At 71.1% G+C, this 16,674-nt stretch carries 14 protein-coding genes and 1 pseudogene; 8 read left to right on the plus strand and 7 right to left on the minus strand.

The window, feature by feature from the left end:
• Positions 1–88 precede the first annotated feature (88 nt).
• Genes BIV24_RS03220 through BIV24_RS03235 form a run of 4 tightly spaced genes read right to left on the minus strand, consistent with a single transcriptional unit; the run spans position 89 to position 3,352 of the window.
• On the minus strand, positions 89–1,057 hold the full coding sequence (locus BIV24_RS03220; protein ID WP_071364580.1) for a complex I subunit 1/NuoH family protein: 969 nt from the start codon (positions 1,055–1,057) through the stop codon (positions 89–91).
• Positions 1,054–2,274 carry an NADH-quinone oxidoreductase subunit C gene (locus tag BIV24_RS03225; RefSeq protein WP_071364581.1) on the minus strand — a complete coding sequence of 407 codons (1,221 nt, stop codon included), beginning with the start codon at positions 2,272–2,274 and terminating at the stop codon, positions 1,054–1,056. The genes BIV24_RS03220 and BIV24_RS03225 overlap by 4 nt, the downstream gene beginning before the upstream one ends.
• Positions 2,271–2,939: an NADH-quinone oxidoreductase subunit B gene (locus tag BIV24_RS03230; RefSeq protein ID WP_071364582.1), complete on the minus strand. Its 669-nt coding sequence runs from the start codon at positions 2,937–2,939 to the stop codon at positions 2,271–2,273. Before BIV24_RS03230 ends, BIV24_RS03225 begins: the two co-directional genes overlap by 4 nt.
• A complete protein-coding gene (locus BIV24_RS03235) occupies positions 2,930–3,352 on the minus strand; it encodes an NADH-quinone oxidoreductase subunit A (RefSeq protein WP_071364583.1) in 423 nt (140 codons plus the stop codon). The genes BIV24_RS03230 and BIV24_RS03235 overlap by 10 nt, the downstream gene beginning before the upstream one ends.
• 237 nt (positions 3,353–3,589) lie before the next feature.
• Here BIV24_RS03235 and BIV24_RS03240 point away from each other — a divergent pair, with 237 nt between their 5' ends.
• The 6 genes from BIV24_RS03240 to rarD all read left to right on the plus strand — a co-directional run bounded on the left by BIV24_RS03240 (position 3,590) and on the right by rarD (position 11,880).
• Positions 3,590–4,783, plus strand: coding sequence for a sensor histidine kinase (locus BIV24_RS03240; protein WP_071364584.1), 1,194 nt, complete (start codon positions 3,590–3,592; stop codon positions 4,781–4,783).
• 226 nt (positions 4,784–5,009) lie between these two features.
• On the plus strand, positions 5,010–6,359 hold the full coding sequence (locus BIV24_RS03245) for a sensor histidine kinase (RefSeq protein WP_071364585.1): 1,350 nt from the start codon (positions 5,010–5,012) through the stop codon (positions 6,357–6,359).
• A gap of 347 nt (positions 6,360–6,706) precedes the next feature.
• The gene (locus BIV24_RS03250; RefSeq protein WP_281247688.1) at positions 6,707–7,366 is read left to right on the plus strand and encodes a LuxR C-terminal-related transcriptional regulator; all 660 of its coding nucleotides are present in this window, start codon (positions 6,707–6,709) and stop codon (positions 7,364–7,366) included.
• 337 nt (positions 7,367–7,703) lie between these two features.
• Positions 7,704–9,632: a 2-oxoacid:acceptor oxidoreductase subunit alpha gene (locus tag BIV24_RS03255; protein ID WP_071364587.1), complete on the plus strand. Its 1,929-nt coding sequence runs from the start codon at positions 7,704–7,706 to the stop codon at positions 9,630–9,632.
• Positions 9,625–10,704: a 2-oxoacid:ferredoxin oxidoreductase subunit beta gene (locus BIV24_RS03260; RefSeq protein ID WP_071364588.1), complete on the plus strand. Its 1,080-nt coding sequence runs from the start codon at positions 9,625–9,627 to the stop codon at positions 10,702–10,704. Before BIV24_RS03255 ends, BIV24_RS03260 begins: the two co-directional genes overlap by 8 nt.
• A gap of 183 nt (positions 10,705–10,887) precedes the next feature.
• Positions 10,888–11,880 (plus strand): EamA family transporter RarD, encoded by a 993-nt coding sequence (rarD, locus tag BIV24_RS03265; protein WP_071364589.1) that lies wholly within the window; start codon positions 10,888–10,890, stop codon positions 11,878–11,880.
• A gap of 25 nt (positions 11,881–11,905) precedes the next feature.
• Here rarD and BIV24_RS03270 read toward each other — a convergent pair whose 3' ends face one another.
• Complete coding sequence (locus BIV24_RS03270; RefSeq protein WP_071364590.1) at positions 11,906–13,048, minus strand: hypothetical protein; 1,143 nt, start codon at positions 13,046–13,048, stop codon at positions 11,906–11,908.
• Between the two features lie 470 nt (positions 13,049–13,518).
• Between BIV24_RS03270 and BIV24_RS03275 the strand changes: the two genes are divergently transcribed.
• Both BIV24_RS03275 and BIV24_RS03280 read left to right on the plus strand, forming a co-directional pair.
• A complete protein-coding gene (locus BIV24_RS03275) occupies positions 13,519–14,052 on the plus strand; it encodes an NUDIX domain-containing protein (protein WP_071364591.1) in 534 nt (177 codons plus the stop codon).
• An 83-nt stretch (positions 14,053–14,135) separates the two neighbouring features.
• Positions 14,136–14,737: pseudogene (locus BIV24_RS03280) on the plus strand (flavodoxin family protein).
• Positions 14,738–14,770: 33 nt separating this feature from the next.
• Here the strand turns inward: BIV24_RS03280 and BIV24_RS03285 are convergent.
• Positions 14,771–15,667, minus strand: coding sequence for an ABC transporter permease (locus BIV24_RS03285; RefSeq protein ID WP_071364592.1), 897 nt, complete (start codon positions 15,665–15,667; stop codon positions 14,771–14,773).
• On the minus strand, positions 15,654–16,646 hold the full coding sequence (locus tag BIV24_RS03290) for an ABC transporter ATP-binding protein (protein ID WP_107459179.1): 993 nt from the start codon (positions 16,644–16,646) through the stop codon (positions 15,654–15,656). The genes BIV24_RS03285 and BIV24_RS03290 overlap by 14 nt, the downstream gene beginning before the upstream one ends.
• Between the last annotated feature and the right edge of the window lie 28 nt (positions 16,647–16,674).

Below are 16,674 nucleotides of genomic sequence, written 5' to 3' on the forward strand. Positions count from 1 at the left end.
CCCTTGGCGAGGCCGGAGCCGGGAATCGACAAGCGGGGCCGCTCGGAGGGTGCCGTCGAGGGGCGCTGGTCGGGCGTCGGGCGGGACATCAGGAGATCACCACCTTGACGATGCCGGTGAGGGCGATCTGGGCGAGGGCGAGGGGGACGAGGAGGGTCCAGGAGAGTTTCTGGAGCTGGTCCTCGCGCAGGCGGGGGTAGGTCACGCGCAGCCAGATGACGACGAAGGCGAGGATCGCGGTCTTCAGGAGCGTCCACAGCCAGCCGAGGCCGTCGGCACCCCAGGGGCCGTGCCAGCCGCCCAGGAAGAGGACGGTGGTCAGACCGCACAGGACGATGATTCCGGCGTACTCGGCAAGCAGGAACAGGGCGAAGCGGAGGCCGGTGTACTCGGTGTAGGCGCCGAAGATGATCTCCGAGTCGGCGACGGGCATGTCGAAGGGCGGGCGCTGCAGTTCGGCGAGGCCTGCGACGAAGAAGACGATCGCGCCGACGATCTGCCAGGGCAGCCACCACCACTGGAAGGCGTTGAGGATGCCGGGCAGCGAGACGGTGCCGGCCGCCATCGCCACCGAGGCGGCGGCGAGCAGCATGGGGAGTTCGTAGGCGAGGAGCTGAGCCGCGGTGCGCAGGCCACCGAGGAGGGAGAACTTGTTGGCGGAGGCCCAGCCGGCCATGAGCGAACCGAGGACGCCGACGCCCATGACGGCCAGGACGAAGAAGATGCCCGCGTCGACGGCCTGGCCGACGGCGCCCTCGCTCGGGCCGATCGGGATGGCGAGGAGGACGAGGAGGTACGGGAGGAGGGCGACGGCGGGGGCCAGCTGGAAGATGCGTCGGTCCGCGCCCGCCGGAACGATGTCCTCCTTCTGCGCGAACTTGACGCCGTCGGCGATGAGCTGGGCCCAGCCGTGGAAGCCGCCGGCGTACATCGGACCGAGGCGGCCCTGCATATGGGCCATGACCTTGTGTTCGGTCTGGCCGACAATCAGCGGGAAGGTGAGGAAGACGACGAACACGGCGAGGAGCCGCAGGACGACGTCGAGAGCGCCGTTCACTGCGTGCCTCCGGAGGGGTCGTCGGGGGTGTGGGGTGCTTCGGGGGCCGGAGGCTTCGGGGGCCGGGCGTCGCCCGAGCCGGCTTTGCCGTCGGCCGTACCGGGCACGGCAGCCGCCTGGTCCTCGCCGTCCGCCTCCGCGTCCGCCTCGGTCGGCGGTTCTTGGGCGACGGACTCGGGCTCGGACTCGTCGAAGGCCGGGCGGGCATGGTGCCAGGGGGCGTCCGAACTGCGCGGCGCGACAGGGGGCTCGGGGGCCGCGCCCTGGGCTGCCGACGCATCCGCCCGTTGCGAGGCGGAGCCCTCGGAAGCGCTGCGCGCACGACGGGGACCGGCCGGGGCCGCGGGAGCAGCCGCTGGCTCACCACCCCCGCCGCGTTGCGAGGCGGAGCCCTGCGACGCACTCCGTGCGCGACGCGGACCCGACGCGGGAGAAGCCGCCGGCACTGCGCCGCCCTCCGCGCCGCGCTGCGAAACCGAGCCCTGCGACGCACTCCGCGCACGACGCGGTGCAACCGGCGCCGTCGTGGCCTCGGCGTCGGCCGGGGCCTGGCTCGCCGAGCCCTGCGCCGCCGTGCGGGTGCGGCTTACCGGACGGTCGCCCGCCGCCCGCCCCGCGGCTCGGGCCGGGCGGGCGGGAGCCGGGGGAAGCTGGCCCTTCAGGGGGCCCCACTCGTTCGGGTCGGGGACACCTGGCGGCAGCATCTGGCGGCGCTTGGGGCCGCCGTGATCGGACTCGCCGGGCTCCTTCGCGCCGGGCCAGGCCTTGGCGACCCGGGCGGCCAGGACGAAGTCCTTGCGCAGGGGGTGGCCCTCGAAGCCCTCGGGCAGCAGCAGGTGGTCCAGCGCCGGGTGGCCCTCGAAGGTCACGCCGAACATTTCGTGGGTCTCGCGTTCGTGCCAGGCGGCGCCCGCGTAGACCGCCACGGCGGAGGGCAGAACAGGTGCCTCGTGCGGGACGGTCGTGCGGACGAGAAGGCGGCGGACCGGGGACAGCGCCACGACATGGGCCGAGACGCGCAGGCCCGTGCCCGGTTCGTCGACGGCGCTGAGCCAGTCGAAGTAGGTGCAGCCCAGTTCGTCGCGCGCGACGCGCAGCGCCTCGATCCAGCCCGTCGGCGGCACGTCGACCGTCAGGACGTCATACGCCTCCTCGGCCGTGGCCTCGGGTCCGAAGAGGTCCTGGGCGGGTGCGGGCAGCCAGCCGACCGCGGTCATCGCCCCTCCCCAGCGGCCGAGCCCGTCTCCGGGCCCGAGGCCGCGGACGGCGGCCGGACCAGACCGCTCTGCAGGGCCGCGGCCGACGGCCGCGATGCCCCGTACCGCTTCCCCAGCGACTCGCGCGCGATCTTCTCCTGGAGCTTGAGGATGCCCTGGAGGAGCGCCTCGGGCCGCGGCGGGCAGCCGGGGACGTAGACGTCCACCGGGATGATCTGGTCGACACCCTTCGTGACGGAGTACGAGTCCCAGTACGGGCCACCGCAGTTCGAGCAGGCGCCGAAGGAGATCACATACTTCGGCTCGGGCATCTGCTCGTACAGGCGTTTGACGGCCGGGGCCATCTTGTCGGTGACGGTGCCGGAGACGACCATCAGATCGGCCTGGCGCGGGCCGGGCGCGAAGGGGATCACGCCGAGGCGGATGAAGTCGTGGCGTGCCATCGACGCGGCGATGAACTCGATCGCGCAGCAGGCGAGGCCGAAGTTGAAGACCCACAGCGAGTAGCGGCGGCCCCAGTTCAGGACCACCTTCATCGGCTCGGGGGCAAGGCGTGCGAGCGTACCCAGCCTCCCCCTGCCTTCGGCGGGAAGCCCCCCAGGCGCCGGCAGGGACACCGGCTCGGAAGACGGGGAGGTCAAAGGAGTCGAGGGGTTCACGTCCATGACAGGACGCCCTTCTTGTATGCGTACAGCAGTCCCACGGCCAGGAAGCCGAGGAAGACGAACATCTCCACGAGCGTGGTCGCGCCGTAGCGGGGATCGGCGAAGACCGTCGCCCAGGGGAAGAGGAAGATCGAGTCGACCGCGAAGATCACGTACAGGAACGCGTACACGTAGTAGCGGACCTGGGTGTGGGCCCAGCCCTCACCGACGGGGTCGACTCCGCACTCGTACGTCAGGATTTTCTCGGGGGTGGGCACCATGGGGCGCAGCAGGCGGCTCGCGCCGAAGGCGACGGCGACGAAGAGCACGCCGACGACAGCGAGCAACCCGACGACGGAGTAGGAGTGGAAGTAGCCCGCCGCGACGACGGTCCCGGCGTTTCCGGCGGTCCTCGCGCTCCCGGTCTCCGCCATGACAGCAACGGCGGTCGGATCCGGCACGTCAGCTCCTCGCTCCCTGACCTCGCGACCTTGGTGAACCTTGTATTCGACGATCTGTACGCACGGGAGTCTAGGCCCTGCTAAAGAAAGGGTAAGCAGCCCGTCACACGAGGGTGGGGTTTCCCCCAGTGAACCTCGGCGGTCCGCCTCATGGCATCGCGGCGCGACGCACGGCAGGCTTGCGGGCATGACCGAACGAGGCCGGCAGATATGACCGAACACATCACGAGCCCCGGCGCGCTGGACGGCGAGCGTCCGCCGCCCCCACGTCTTGCCCTGAACAACCACACCTGGCGGGAGATCGCGCACCTCCTCGCGAATCTGCCGGCGGCGCTGGTCGGGTTCGTCTACGTGGTCACGGCGCTGTCCGTGGGTGCCGGGCTGACGGTGACCGTGATCGGCTTCCCGGCGCTGGCTTTGGGTCTGCTGGGCACGCGGCAGCTGGGCAAGCTGGAGCGGGCGCGGGCCAGGGCGCTGCTCGGGGTGCGGGTGGAGGAGCCGAGCCCACTGCCGTTGCGCAGGGGCGGCGGGATCTTTCAGCGGGTGTGGCTGGCGTTGAAGGACCCGGTGGGCTGGCGGACGTGCCTGTACCAGTTCATCCGGCTGCCCTGGGGGATCCTGACCTTCACGGTGACGTTGGTGTCGCTGTTCGTCCTGTGGCCCATCCTGCCGTTCCTCGCGCGCGGGCTGGCGAACGTGGACCGGGCCATGGTGCGCGGCCTGCTGTCCCCCTCCGACGAGCTGGAGCGGCGCATCCGCGAGCTGGAGTCCGACCGCGGGGTGGTCGTGGACACTGCGGCGGCCGATCTGCGGCGCATCGAACGCGATCTGCACGACGGGGCGCAGGCCCGGCTGGTGAACCTGGCGATGGGGCTCGGGCTGGCCAAGGAGAAGCTGCTGGAGGACCCCGACTCGGCGGCGGCCATGGTCGATGAGGCGCATGGCGAGGTGAAGCTGGCGCTGCAGGAGCTGCGGGACCTCGCACGGGGGATCCATCCCGCGGTCCTCACCGACCGCGGCCTGGACGCCGCGCTGTCGTCGGTCGCCTCGCGCTGCACCGTGCCGGTGAAGGTGACCGTGGACCTGGCCGTGCGGCCTGCCGCCGCGATCGAGGGCATCTCCTACTTCACGGTCTCCGAGCTGCTGCAGAACATCAGCAAGCACAGCGGCGCCAGGTCCGCCTCCGTCGACGTGTGGCGGAGCGAGGAACGGCTGCTCATCCAGGTGCGGGACGACGGCCGCGGCGGCGCACGCCTGGACGGCGGCACCGGCATGGCGGGACTCGCGGAGCGGCTGGGCGCGGTCGACGGCCTGTTCGTCATCGACTCGCCGCTGGGCGGCCCGACGACCGTCACGGCGGAGCTGCCCTGGCGGGGCCCGGAGGACCAGGCGCGAAAGCAGTAGGTCGCGCGGCGGGCTGTGGGCACTGCGGGAGCGGTCGTACGCGCGTCGTACGGCCGCCTCGGCGTACCCGGGGCTTGCTTCCGTGGGCGCCGGATGTGCGCGGGGTGGGGATAACCCCCGTGCCAAGACGCCGACCCGCTCCATGGTCGGGCGGGCGCGCGGACAGCAGGGTGGAGCTACAAGGCCGACCAGGTCGGGCTGGACGACGAGGGAACGGACGACGCCGATGGCCACGCAGTACGGGCAGGGGTACGGAGAGTGGGGCGACCCTGGATCCCAGGGCGCCGGGGGGAGGCCGCACCGGCTTCCGGCCGCGCTGCGGGCGCCGATCGAGGCACGCAGCTGGGGTGAGCTCTGCTATCTGCTGCTGAGCCTGCCGATCGGGATCGTGATGTTCACGTACAGCGTCACCATGTTCTCCCTCGGGGCCGGGCTGCTGGTGACGTTCCTGGGAATCCCCGTACTCGCGGCGGCGCTCGCGGGCTGCCGCGGCTTCGCGGCGCTGGAGCGGGCCCGGGCGCGGGGGCTGCTGGGGCTCGACGTGGCCGCTCCGGAGCCCCTGCGGGTCAAGGGGGACGGGCCGATGGCGTGGATCGGGGCGATCCTCAAGAGCGGGACGTCGTGGCGGCAGATGCTGTACACGGTGGTGCAGTTCCCGTGGGCGGTGTTCTCGTTCGTCGTGGGGGTGGTCTTCTGGACGTGCGGGTGGTCGCTGCTGACCTATCCGCTGTGGTTCTGGGCGCTCCCGCTGAACGGCGGTCAGAACGGGATCCAGCTGTACGGCGACGAGACGCACCAGTTCTACCTCGACAACCCGTTCGAAATCACGGTGACCGCACTGGTGGGGCTGTTGATCACGCTGGCCACGCCGTGGATCGTCAGGGGGCTGACGACGGTGGACCGGCTGCTGGTGTACGGGCTGCTCGGGCCGTCGCGGCTGGCGACGCGCGTGGTGGAGCTGGAGTCGGACCGGGGGGTGGTCGTCGACACGGCGGCGGCCGACCTGCGGCGCATCGAGCGGGATCTGCACGACGGGGCGCAGGCGCGGCTGGTGAACCTGGCCATGGATCTGGGGCTGGCCAAGGAGAAGCTGACGGAGGATCCGCAGGCGGCGGCGCGAATGGTGGACGAGGCCCACGGCGAGGTGAAGACGGCCCTGCAGGAACTGCGGGACCTGGCGCGGGGGATCCACCCCGCGGTACTGACGGACCGGGGACTGGACGCGGCGCTGTCCGCAGTCGCCTCGCGGTGCACCGTGCCGGTGCAGGTGGAGGTGGATCTGCCGACGCGGCCGGTGCCGGCGATCGAGGGGATCGCGTACTTCACGGTGTCGGAGCTGCTGCAGAACGTCAGCAAGCACGCGCGGGCGTCGCGGGCGACGGTGGATGTGTGGCGGGTGGAGAACCGGCTGCTGCTCCAGGTGACGGACGACGGGGTGGGCGGTGCGGACGCCTCCGGCGGGTCGGGTCTGGCTGGTCTGGCGGGGCGGCTCGACGCGGTGGACGGGGTTCTGGTCGTGGATTCGCCGGTGGGGGGACCCACCCGGATCACGGCGGAACTGCCGTGGCGGGCGTGAGGTCCGGAACACGGCGAGAGCCGCCTCCCGCACCGGCCCGCCCCCGCGCGGGCACCCAGCCACAGTCGCCGCCCTGGTAGCGGTCGCCCAGCCCTGGTAGTAGTCGCGGCCCCGCATCCGCCCTGTCTCCCCCTCCACCTCCCCCTGCCCCCGACCGCATCCCCGTTTTCCCCCCGACCGCATACGCCCTGGGGCCCCCTGTCACGGCACGGGCTTCCCAAGGCCGGCGCACATCGATCCGATTGCTGGGATGCTAGGGGCTGTCGTACGGACGGCAACCGACCCGCGTGCGACGCCGGTGCGGGCAGGAAACAGGCTGTGGGGGGCCGAGGATCGTGGAGGACAGGGTGCGGGTGGTCATCGCCGAGGATTCAGTGCTGCTCAGGGAGGGCCTGACCCGGCTACTGACCGATCGCGGACATGACGTCGTCGCCGGCGTCGGTGACGGGGACGCGCTGATCAAGACCATCACCGAGCTGGCCGACGGCGGCGCCTTGCCCGATGTCGTCGTCGCCGATGTGCGGATGCCGCCGACCCATACGGACGAAGGCGTCCGGGCCGCGGTGCAACTGCGCAAGGCGCATCCCGGGCTCGGTGTGCTGGTGTTGTCGCAGTACGTCGAGGAGCGGTACGCCACCGAACTGCTGGCCGGTTCGAGTCGTGGCGTCGGCTATCTGCTCAAGGACCGGGTCGCCGAGGTGCGCGAGTTCGTGGACGCCGTGGTGCGGGTGGCCCAGGGGGGCACCGCGCTGGACCCGGAGGTGGTGGCGCAGCTGCTCGGCCGCAGCCGCAAGCAGGACGTACTGGCCGCGCTCACCCCGCGTGAGCGGGAAGTCCTGGGACTGATGGCCGAGGGGCGGACGAACTCCGCGGTCGCCCGGCAGCTCGTGGTGAGCGACGGAGCCGTCGAGAAGCACGTCAGCAACATCTTCCTGAAGCTCGGACTGTCCCCGAGTGACGGGGATCACCGGCGTGTTCTGGCCGTGCTCACCTACCTCAACTCCTGATCGGCCGACACTGGACCGGTCACCGGGCGGCAGATGCCCGCGAGCGACCCGTGCCGCCCGCGGACCCGGACAGGGAGCCGTCGCGGCTGCCTGACCAGCGAATACCCAGCGAACCAAGCGAGTACCCAGCAGAACCAAAGGATGAGCAGGAAACGTCTTCACCAGCAGCGCCGGGGGGCGTGCACACCATGACACATCAGGGCGTCGGACCGTCTCACCATCAGGTCCATCATGCGAACGGCCGCAGGAAGGTGACCCTCACCGACGTAGGGTTGATCCTGGGAAGGTCGGCGGGACGGCCGCTCCCCGACAGCAGCCTCGAGGGAGGTCCAGTTCAGTGACCAGCCAGGTCAGCAGTCCAGCGGAGCAGGCCGACGGAGCCGTTGTAGGAGAACAGCGCAAACCGGCGGGCAGGAAGGACGTACGCCGCCTCGACCGGGTGATCATCCGGTTCGCGGGAGACTCCGGTGACGGCATGCAGCTCACCGGTGACCGCTTCACCTCGGAGACCGCGGCCTTCGGCAACGACCTGTCCACCCTGCCGAACTTTCCCGCAGAGATCCGTGCCCCCGCAGGCACCCTTCCCGGTGTCTCGTCGTTCCAGCTGCACTTCGCCGACCACGACATCCTCACCCCCGGGGACGCGCCGAACGTCCTGGTGGCCATGAACCCGGCCGCGCTGAAGGCCAACATCAACGACCTGCCGCGGGGCGCGGAGATCATCGTCAACACGGACGAGTTCACCAAGCGCGCGATGCAGAAGGTCGGCTACGCCGCCAGCCCTCTGGAGGACGGCTCACTGGACGGTTACAACGTCCACCCGGTGCCGCTGACGACCCTCACCGTCGAGGCGCTCAAGGAGTTCGAGCTCACCCGCAAGGAGGCCGAGCGCAGCAAGAACATGTTCGCGCTGGGCCTGCTGTCGTGGATGTACCACCGGCCCACCGAGGGCACCGAGACGTTCCTGAGGTCGAAGTTCGCGAAGAAGCCGGACATCGCGGCCGCCAACATCGCCGCCTTCCGCGCCGGCTGGAACTTCGGCGAGACGACGGAGGACTTCGCGGTCTCCTACGAGGTCGCGCCGGCCACCCAGGCGTTCCCGGTGGGCACGTACCGCAACATCTCCGGGAACCTGGCCCTGGCGTACGGCCTGGTCGCCGCCTCGCGCCAGGCGGACCTGCCGCTGTTCCTGGGCTCGTACCCGATCACCCCGGCCTCGGACATCCTGCACGAGCTGTCCAAGCACAAGAACTTCGGCGTGCGGACCTTCCAGGCCGAGGACGAGATCGCCGGTATCGGCGCGGCGCTGGGTGCGGCCTTCGGCGGCTCGCTCGCGGTGACCACGACCTCCGGACCGGGTGTGGCGCTCAAGAGCGAGACCATCGGGCTGGCCGTCTCCCTGGAACTGCCGCTGCTCATCGTCGACATCCAGCGCGGTGGCCCCTCCACCGGCCTGCCCACCAAGACCGAGCAGGCCGACCTGCTCCAGGCGATGTACGGCCGCAACGGCGAGGCGCCGGTTCCGGTGATCGCCCCGCGTACCCCGGCCGACTGCTTCGAGGCAGCCCTGGAAGCGGCCCGGATCGCGCTCACCTACCGCACGCCCGTCTTCCTGCTGTCCGACGGCTATATGGCCAACGGCTCCGAGCCCTGGCGCATCCCGGAGCTGGACGAGCTGCCGGACCTTCGGGTGCAGTTCGCGCAGGGCCCGAACCACACGCTGGACGACGGCACCGAAGTGTTCTGGCCCTACAAGCGCGACCAGCAGACCCTGGCCCGTCCCTGGGCGATCCCGGGCACACCGGGTCTGGAGCACCGCATCGGCGGCATCGAGAAGCAGGACGGCACGGGCAACATCTCCTACGACCCGGCCAACCACGACCTCATGGTCCGCACCCGGCAGGCCAAGGTCGACGGCATCGACGTCCCTGACATCGAGGTCGACGACCCGCACGGCGCCCGGACCCTGGTGCTGGGCTGGGGCTCCACCTATGGCCCGATCACCGCGGCGGTGCGGCGGCTGCGCGCGGCCGGCGAGTCCATCGCGCAGGCGCACCTGCGGCACCTGAACCCGTTCCCGGGGAATCTCGGCACGGTACTGAGGCGTTACGACAAGGTGGTGGTCCCCGAGATGAACCTCGGTCAGCTCGCCACCCTCATCCGCGCGAAGTACCTGGTCGACGCGCGCTCGTACAACCAGGTCAACGGCATGCCGTTCAAGGCCGAACAACTCGCCACGGCTCTCAAGGAGGCCATCGATGGCTGAGACGTCCACGGAAGGCAGAGGCACGATCGAGGCGCTTTCCCTCGTCCCCAAGGCCGTGGCCAGGCAGTCCATGAAGGACTTCAAGTCCGATCAGGAAGTGCGCTGGTGCCCCGGCTGCGGTGACTACGCGATCCTCGCCGCCGTCCAGGGCTTCATGCCGGAGCTGGGCCTGGCCAAGGAGAACATCGTCTTCGTCTCGGGCATCGGCTGCTCCTCCCGCTTCCCGTACTACATGAACACGTACGGCATGCACTCCATCCACGGCCGGGCGCCCGCGATCGCGACGGGGCTCGCCTCCTCGCGCCCTGACCTGTCGGTGTGGGTGGTCACCGGTGACGGCGACGCGCTGTCGATCGGCGGCAACCACCTCATCCACGCCCTGCGCCGCAACGTCAACCTGAAGATCCTGCTGTTCAACAACCGGATCTACGGCCTGACCAAGGGCCAGTACTCGCCCACCTCCGAGGTCGGCAAGATCACCAAGTCGACGCCGATGGGTTCGCTGGACGCGCCCTTCAACCCGGTGTCGCTGGCGATCGGCGCCGAGGCGTCCTTCGTGGCCCGCACCGTGGACTCCGACCGCAAGCACCTGACCGAGATGCTGCGCCAGGCCGCCGCCCATCCGGGCACGGCCCTGCTCGAGATCTACCAGAACTGCAACATCTTCAACGACGGCGCCTTCGACGTCCTCAAGGACAGGCAGTCCGCCGAGGAGGCCGTGATCCGCCTGGAGCACGGGCAGCCGATCCGCTTCGGCCCCGACAACGCGCGCGGGGTCGTACGCGATGCGCGGACCGGGGACCTCGAGGTCGTCACGGTCACCCCGGAGAACGAGGCCGACGTCCTCGTCCACGACGCCCACGCCGCCTCCCCCACGAACGCGTTCGCGCTGTCCCGGCTGGCCGACCCGGACACCCTGCAGGGCACCCCGATCGGCGTCTTCCGCTCCGTCGACCGACCCGTCTACGACACGCAGATGGCCGACCAGCTCGACGCCGCCATCGAGCAGAACGGCAAGGGCGACCTGGCCACGCTGCTCGCCGGCGGCGACACCTGGACCGTCGTCGGCTGACAGGTCCGGCCGACGTTGACGAGGCCCGGGCGCTCGCCGCCCGGGCCTCGTCCTGTGTCCGGACGGCCTCACTCCGCCGGTGTCATGACCGTATGGCGATACGGGCATGACAGGCGGGTGCGCTCGGGTTTACCTTCTTGGAGGCTGCACCAGAGCAGCCACGCGTGCGAGAAGGAGGGGCCCGTGGCCGAGGAGTCGAAGGGTGAACGGCGGACAGGTCTGCTGAACGGCTTCGCGGCATATGGAATGTGGGGGCTCGTCCCCCTCTTCTGGCCCTTGCTGAAGCCCGCCGGGGCGATGGAGATCCTCGCCCACCGGATGGTCTGGTCCCTGGTCCTGGTCGCCCTCGTGCTCCTGGTGATGCGGCGCTGGGCCTGGGCGGGCGAGCTGCTGCGGCAGCCGCGCAAGCTGGCGCTGATCACGGTCGCCGCCGCCGTCATCACCGTCAACTGGGGCGTCTACATCTGGGCCGTGAACTCCGGCCATGTGGTGGAGGCCTCGCTCGGCTACTTCATCAACCCGCTCGTGACCATCGCGATGGGCGTGCTGATACTCAAGGAGCGGCTGCGGCCCGTCCAATGGGCGGCGGTCGCGGTCGGCTTCGCCGCCGTGGTCGTCCTGACCCTCGGCTACGGCCGCCCGCCGTGGATCTCGCTCTGCCTCGCCTTCTCCTTCGCCACGTACGGCCTGGTGAAGAAGAAGGTCAACCTGGGCGGCATCGAGTCGCTGGCCGCGGAGACCGCCGTGCAGTTCCTGCCCGCACTGGCGTATCTGCTGTGGTTGTCGGCACACGGCGACTCGACGTTCACCGACCACGGGTCGGGGCACGCGGCGCTGCTCGCCGCCACGGGTGTGGTCACCGCGCTTCCACTCGTCTGCTTCGGCGCCGCCGCGATCCGGGTGCCGCTGTCCACGCTCGGTCTGCTCCAGTACCTGGCTCCGGTCTTCCAGTTCCTGCTGGGCATCCTCTACTTCCACGAGGCCATGCCGCCCGAGCGCTGGGCGGGCTTCGCACTCGTCTGGCTCGCGCTGTCGCTGCTGACCGGCGACGCACTGCGCACGGCCCGCCGGGCAGCGCGCATGCTCGGCGATGGGCTCGCCGCGCCGGGCACCACCGTCGCGTCCGGCGACACGGCCACCGGTGTACGCACACCCGTGACCGAATCCCGCTCCTGACGGAGGGGCGCCACCGGACCACCGCCTACCGGGACTCGTCGGCGGCGGCCCTGCGGGCGCGTTCGGCGAGGCGGCCCATCCGGCTGCGGGCCCGTTCGAGCTGGTCGAGGTCGTCGGCGGCGGGACCCTCGCCTGCGGCGAGTTCGGTCCATACGGCGATCAGGTCGCGGCCGAGGTTCAGGCCCTGGATCGGGTCGCGGACGGCACGCCAGGCGGCGGCCGCGCTCTGCACGTTTCCGTAGGCGCCGCGCGGGTCGCCCAGGCCATGGCGGAGCCGGGCCAGGTCGAGCGACAGATGGAAGGAACGCAGGGGGTCCCCGGCCAGATAGGCGATGTACGCGCTGAGTTCGCGCAGACGCAGTACGTCCGGGTGGTCGGCGCCGAGGGTCGCGGCCGACTCGGCGACGGCCCGCTCGGCGAGGGCGGCGGCGTCCTCGATACGGCCCTGTTTCACGGCCGCGTTGATCCGGGCCATGGGCTCCGCGACCGGCCCGCCCGCGCCGCCGGGCACGGCCTCGGACTCGGGCGCGAGAACGGCCTCGGCCACGGAGTCGAACTCGCGCACGGGCGGCTCCTTGGCCTGGCCCCCCGAGTCCTCCTTGGCTACCGGAACGGGCCTCTTGGGTGGTGTGGGCATCCGGTAGGGCTCGGGGTCCGTGCCCGTGGTCGGGGGTACAGCCATCTCGGGGCTTTGCACGGACGAGGGGGCGGGCGCGGGCCAGACGGGCTGCCTCGCCACGCCGGGGGCCGAGGGAGGCGTGCCGGGGCCGCCCAGCGGCTTGGGCGGTGCCACCGAAGGGGCGGACGGCAGGGCAGGGGCGGCGGGTCGGGGGACCTGGGTCACGGACGGCGAAAGCGCAGCGGCGGGCGCTCCCTCGCGCCTCGGCTCCCCCGCGAACTCGCTCGATCCGTCGACGTGCACCCGGAGTGGTACGGCGAAGCCGATCCGTTCGTCGTGAACCGTCGCGAGGACGGGATGTCCGGTAGCGAGCGCGAGGCGGTGGAGGTGGTTCAGGACGGCCTGCTGGACCGTCTCCCCGGGCCCCGCGGACACCGGCGTGCCGTCGGCCGTCACCCCCTCCTCCACGGCCGCCGGAACGTGTACCTCGATCGGCGCGCCCCCCGCGGCGGAACGCCCCTGCTTCTCTTCGCGACTGAGTCGAGACATCGTTCCCTCACTCGGGTCGGTCGGTCGAGGCAAGGGCGACGGTGACGGAGGAAGGCGATATCGCCGCGTCTCCTGGGAAGAACGCACGGGAGCCCAGCGTACGCGGGCCGCACGACGCGGCACCGACATCGCCCGCCCGCCCCGCGACAGCGCCCGCGACCGGCGTGGCCCCGGTGACCGCACGGACGCCGCCCGGCGTTGTCGCCCCGGCAACCGGCGTGTGCACAGCACCCGTTCGACCGCCCGCGGCCTCCCCCACGGCTCTCCCACTCCGTTGCGACATCGACCCCCCTCGGTCCACGGCTCCGGACATCTGTACGGAGACGTACCTACGCACTCGAGTCTCCCGCCCGTGTCCCCGCCCCGCGTCACCGCAGCGTCACAGACTCGTCCCAGGAACCGTTCCCCGTGCCGGAAGCCCACCTCCTAGGCGAAGATCGAGCGGCGACAACCGACCGAGGAGAGTGGCCATGCAGTGGACCGTCCACGGGGAACGTCCGCTCTACGAAACGCCCTGGGTGCGGCTGCGCTCCCTGGACGTCGAACAGCCCGACGGGACCCGCTGCGACTACCACGTGGTCCGGCTGCGGGACCTTGCCGTCACCGCCGACGTCGACGACGAGCGCGTCCTGATGATGTGGCGCCACCGCTTCGTCACCGACACCTGGGCCTGGGAGCTGCCCATGGGGCTCGTCGAGGACGGCGAGTCGCCCGCCGAGGCGGCGGCGCGCGAGCTCGAGGAGGAGACCGGCCGGCGCGCCGGCTCGCTGCGGCCGCTCATCCACGCCCAGCCCGCGGCGGGCATCACCGACTCCCGGCACTTCGTCTTCCGTACGGACGACGCCACCCGTGTCGGCGAACCGACCGAGCGCAATGAGTCGGACCGCCTGGAGTGGATCCCGCTGCCGAAGGTGCGGGCGCTGATCACGGATGGGCAGATCGTCAGCAGCGCCACGCTGGTGGGGGTGATGGCCCTGCTGCTCGACGTCACCACTGGATATTAATTGCACGCGCATTTAATGTGTGTGCATATAGCGCGGCGGCAATGGACGCATGCCGTGCTCCGGCACGCTTCCAGGGGGTCCCTATGAGTCGGCGTTTCCTCTTCGTCCTCGGCAGCGCCCGCCGTGACGGCAACACGGAGCTGCTGGCACGCCGAGCCGCCGCGTCTTTGCCTGCCGACGTCGAGCAGCAGTGGATCCGCCTCATCGAGCATCCACTGCCCGACTTCGCCGACCTGCGTCACGACCACGACCATGTGCGCCCCACCGAGGGCACCGCGGCGATGCTGCTCGACGCCACGCTCGCGGCGTCGGACATCGTGATCGCCTCTCCGCTGTACTGGTACTCGGTGTCCGCCCACACCAAGCGCTATCTCGACTACTGGTCGGGCTGGCTGCGCACCCCCGGGCTTGACTTCAAGAAGGCGATGGCCGGCCGTACCCTGTGGGGCGTCACCGCACTCGCGCACCAGGAACAGGAGGTCGCCGACCCCCGATCGGCACGCTCAGCAACTCGGCCGCGTATCTGAAGATGCGCTTCGGCGGGGTCCTGCTCGGCAACGGCAGCAGGCCCGGGGACGTGCTGGCGGACGGGGAGGCGCTGAACCGCGCCAGGACGTTCTTCGCGCAGGAGGCGCCGCTCGCCCGCTTCCCGTACGAGACGTCACTTGAGACGGCACTCGTGTGAGTCCTGCGCCGTGATGTCCTACGCGGTGATGTCCTACGCGGTGATGTCCTTCGCCGTGAAGCGCGCCCAGGCCGCCGAGCCGAAGACCGCCGCGTACAGGGCCTGGAGACCGAGGTTGTGGATCAGGTCGTCCCAGTAGACCGGGTCGCGCATGAGGTCCGCGAAGGACAGCCAGTAGTGCGAGAAGAAGTACGGCTGCAGCGCGTGCAGTTGGGGGATCTGGTCGAGGATCTGGACCGTGATCACCAGGCCGACCGTGGTCGCCATCGCGGCGATGCCGCTGTTGGTGAGGGTGGAGACGAACAGCCCCAGGGCCGCCACACCGACCAGGGACGCGGCGACGACCAGGGCGATCAGCAAAGCTCTGCCCAGCCCGTCGGCGAAGCTGATGCGTGTGCCCGAGATCGTCGTCAGGTCGCCCAACGGGAAGAGCAGGGCGCCCACCGCCAGCGCCGAGATGGCGACGACGAGGGTGGCGACGAGGCAGAAGGCCATCGTGGCCGTGTACTTGGCGAACAGCAGGCGGGTACGGCCGGCGGGGGCGACCAGGAGGTAGCGGAGCGTTCCGGAGTTCGCCTCGCCCGCGATCGCGTCGCCCGCGATGACGCCGATCGCCATCGGCAGGAAGAACGGGAGCGTCGCGGCCAGCGCCGTGAACACCAGGAACAGCCCGTTGTTGGTGACCTGCGTGATGAACGCCGGACCGCCGTCGGCGCCGTGTCCGCCGCCACCTGGCCCACCGTTCGTCTGGCTCTTGACGGCGATCCCGATCAGGACCGGCACGGCGGCCAGCACCGCCAGCAGCGCGAGCGTGCGCCAACGCCGGAAGGTGGTCACCAGCTCGCTGCGCAGCAGCCCGAACGTCCACAGGGGGTTCGGCTTCTGGACCACCGGCGGCTGCGCGGTGACGGCCGTCTCAACCGGCGACATCGAAGCCCTCTCCTGTCAGTGCCACGAACGCGTCCTCCAGTGAGGCACGTTCGACGCCGAAACCGCGCACCCGAACGTTGGCGGTCACCAAGGCGGCGTTCACATCGGCCAGTTCGCGGTCCGGGGGTTCGCACGTCACCCGGTCCTCCGCCACCACCACGTCGGCCACGCCCTGTTCCTTCAGGACACGGGCCGCGTCGCTCACGTCCGGGGTCGTCACGACGAGCCGTCCGCGCGCTCCGGCCGCCAGGTCCGCCACCGCGCCCTGCGTGATCAGCCGCCCCTGGGCCATGACCGCGGCGTGCGTGCAGACCTGCTCGATCTCGTCGAGCAGATGGGAGGAGAGGAAGACGGTCGTGCCGTCCGACGCCAGTTCCCGGACCAGCGAGCGGATCTCCCGCATGCCCTGCGGGTCGAGGCCGTTGGTCGGCTCGTCCAGGACGAGGAGCCTGCGGGGCTGGAGCAGGGCGGCCGCGAGGCCGAGACGCTGCTTCATGCCCAGGGAGTACGCCTTCGCCTTCTTACCGGCGGCCGTCGTGAGGCCGACCCGGTCGAGGGCGGCCCCGACGCGCGTGCGCCGGGTGCTCGGGTCGGCGGTGGGGTCGGCGGCGTCGTAGCGCAGGAGGTTGTCGCGGCCGGAGAGGAAGCCGTACAGCGCCGGGCCCTCGATCAGAGCGCCGATGTGCGGGAGCACGGCGCGCGAGGAACGGGGCATGGGCCGCCCCAGGACGCGCGCCGTGCCGGAGGTGGGCTCGATCAGACCCATCAACATGCGGATGGTGGTGGTCTTGCCGGAGCCGTTCGGCCCGAGGAAGCCGAACACGCTGCCCGCCGGGACGGTCAGATCGAGCCCGTCCACGGCGAGCTGGCCGCCGCGGTAGCGCTTGGTGAGGGCACGGGTGGCGATGACCGGGGCATCCCGGTCACTCGCCACCACGTCCGGCCCCGCTTCCGCTTCCGCGGCGGACCACTCCTGCATGGGCTCTCCTGCTCGTACCGTCGGCGCG

Source organism: Streptomyces colonosanans (assembly GCF_001866645.1).
Lineage (GTDB): Bacteria > Actinomycetota > Actinomycetes > Streptomycetales > Streptomycetaceae > Streptomyces > Streptomyces colonosanans.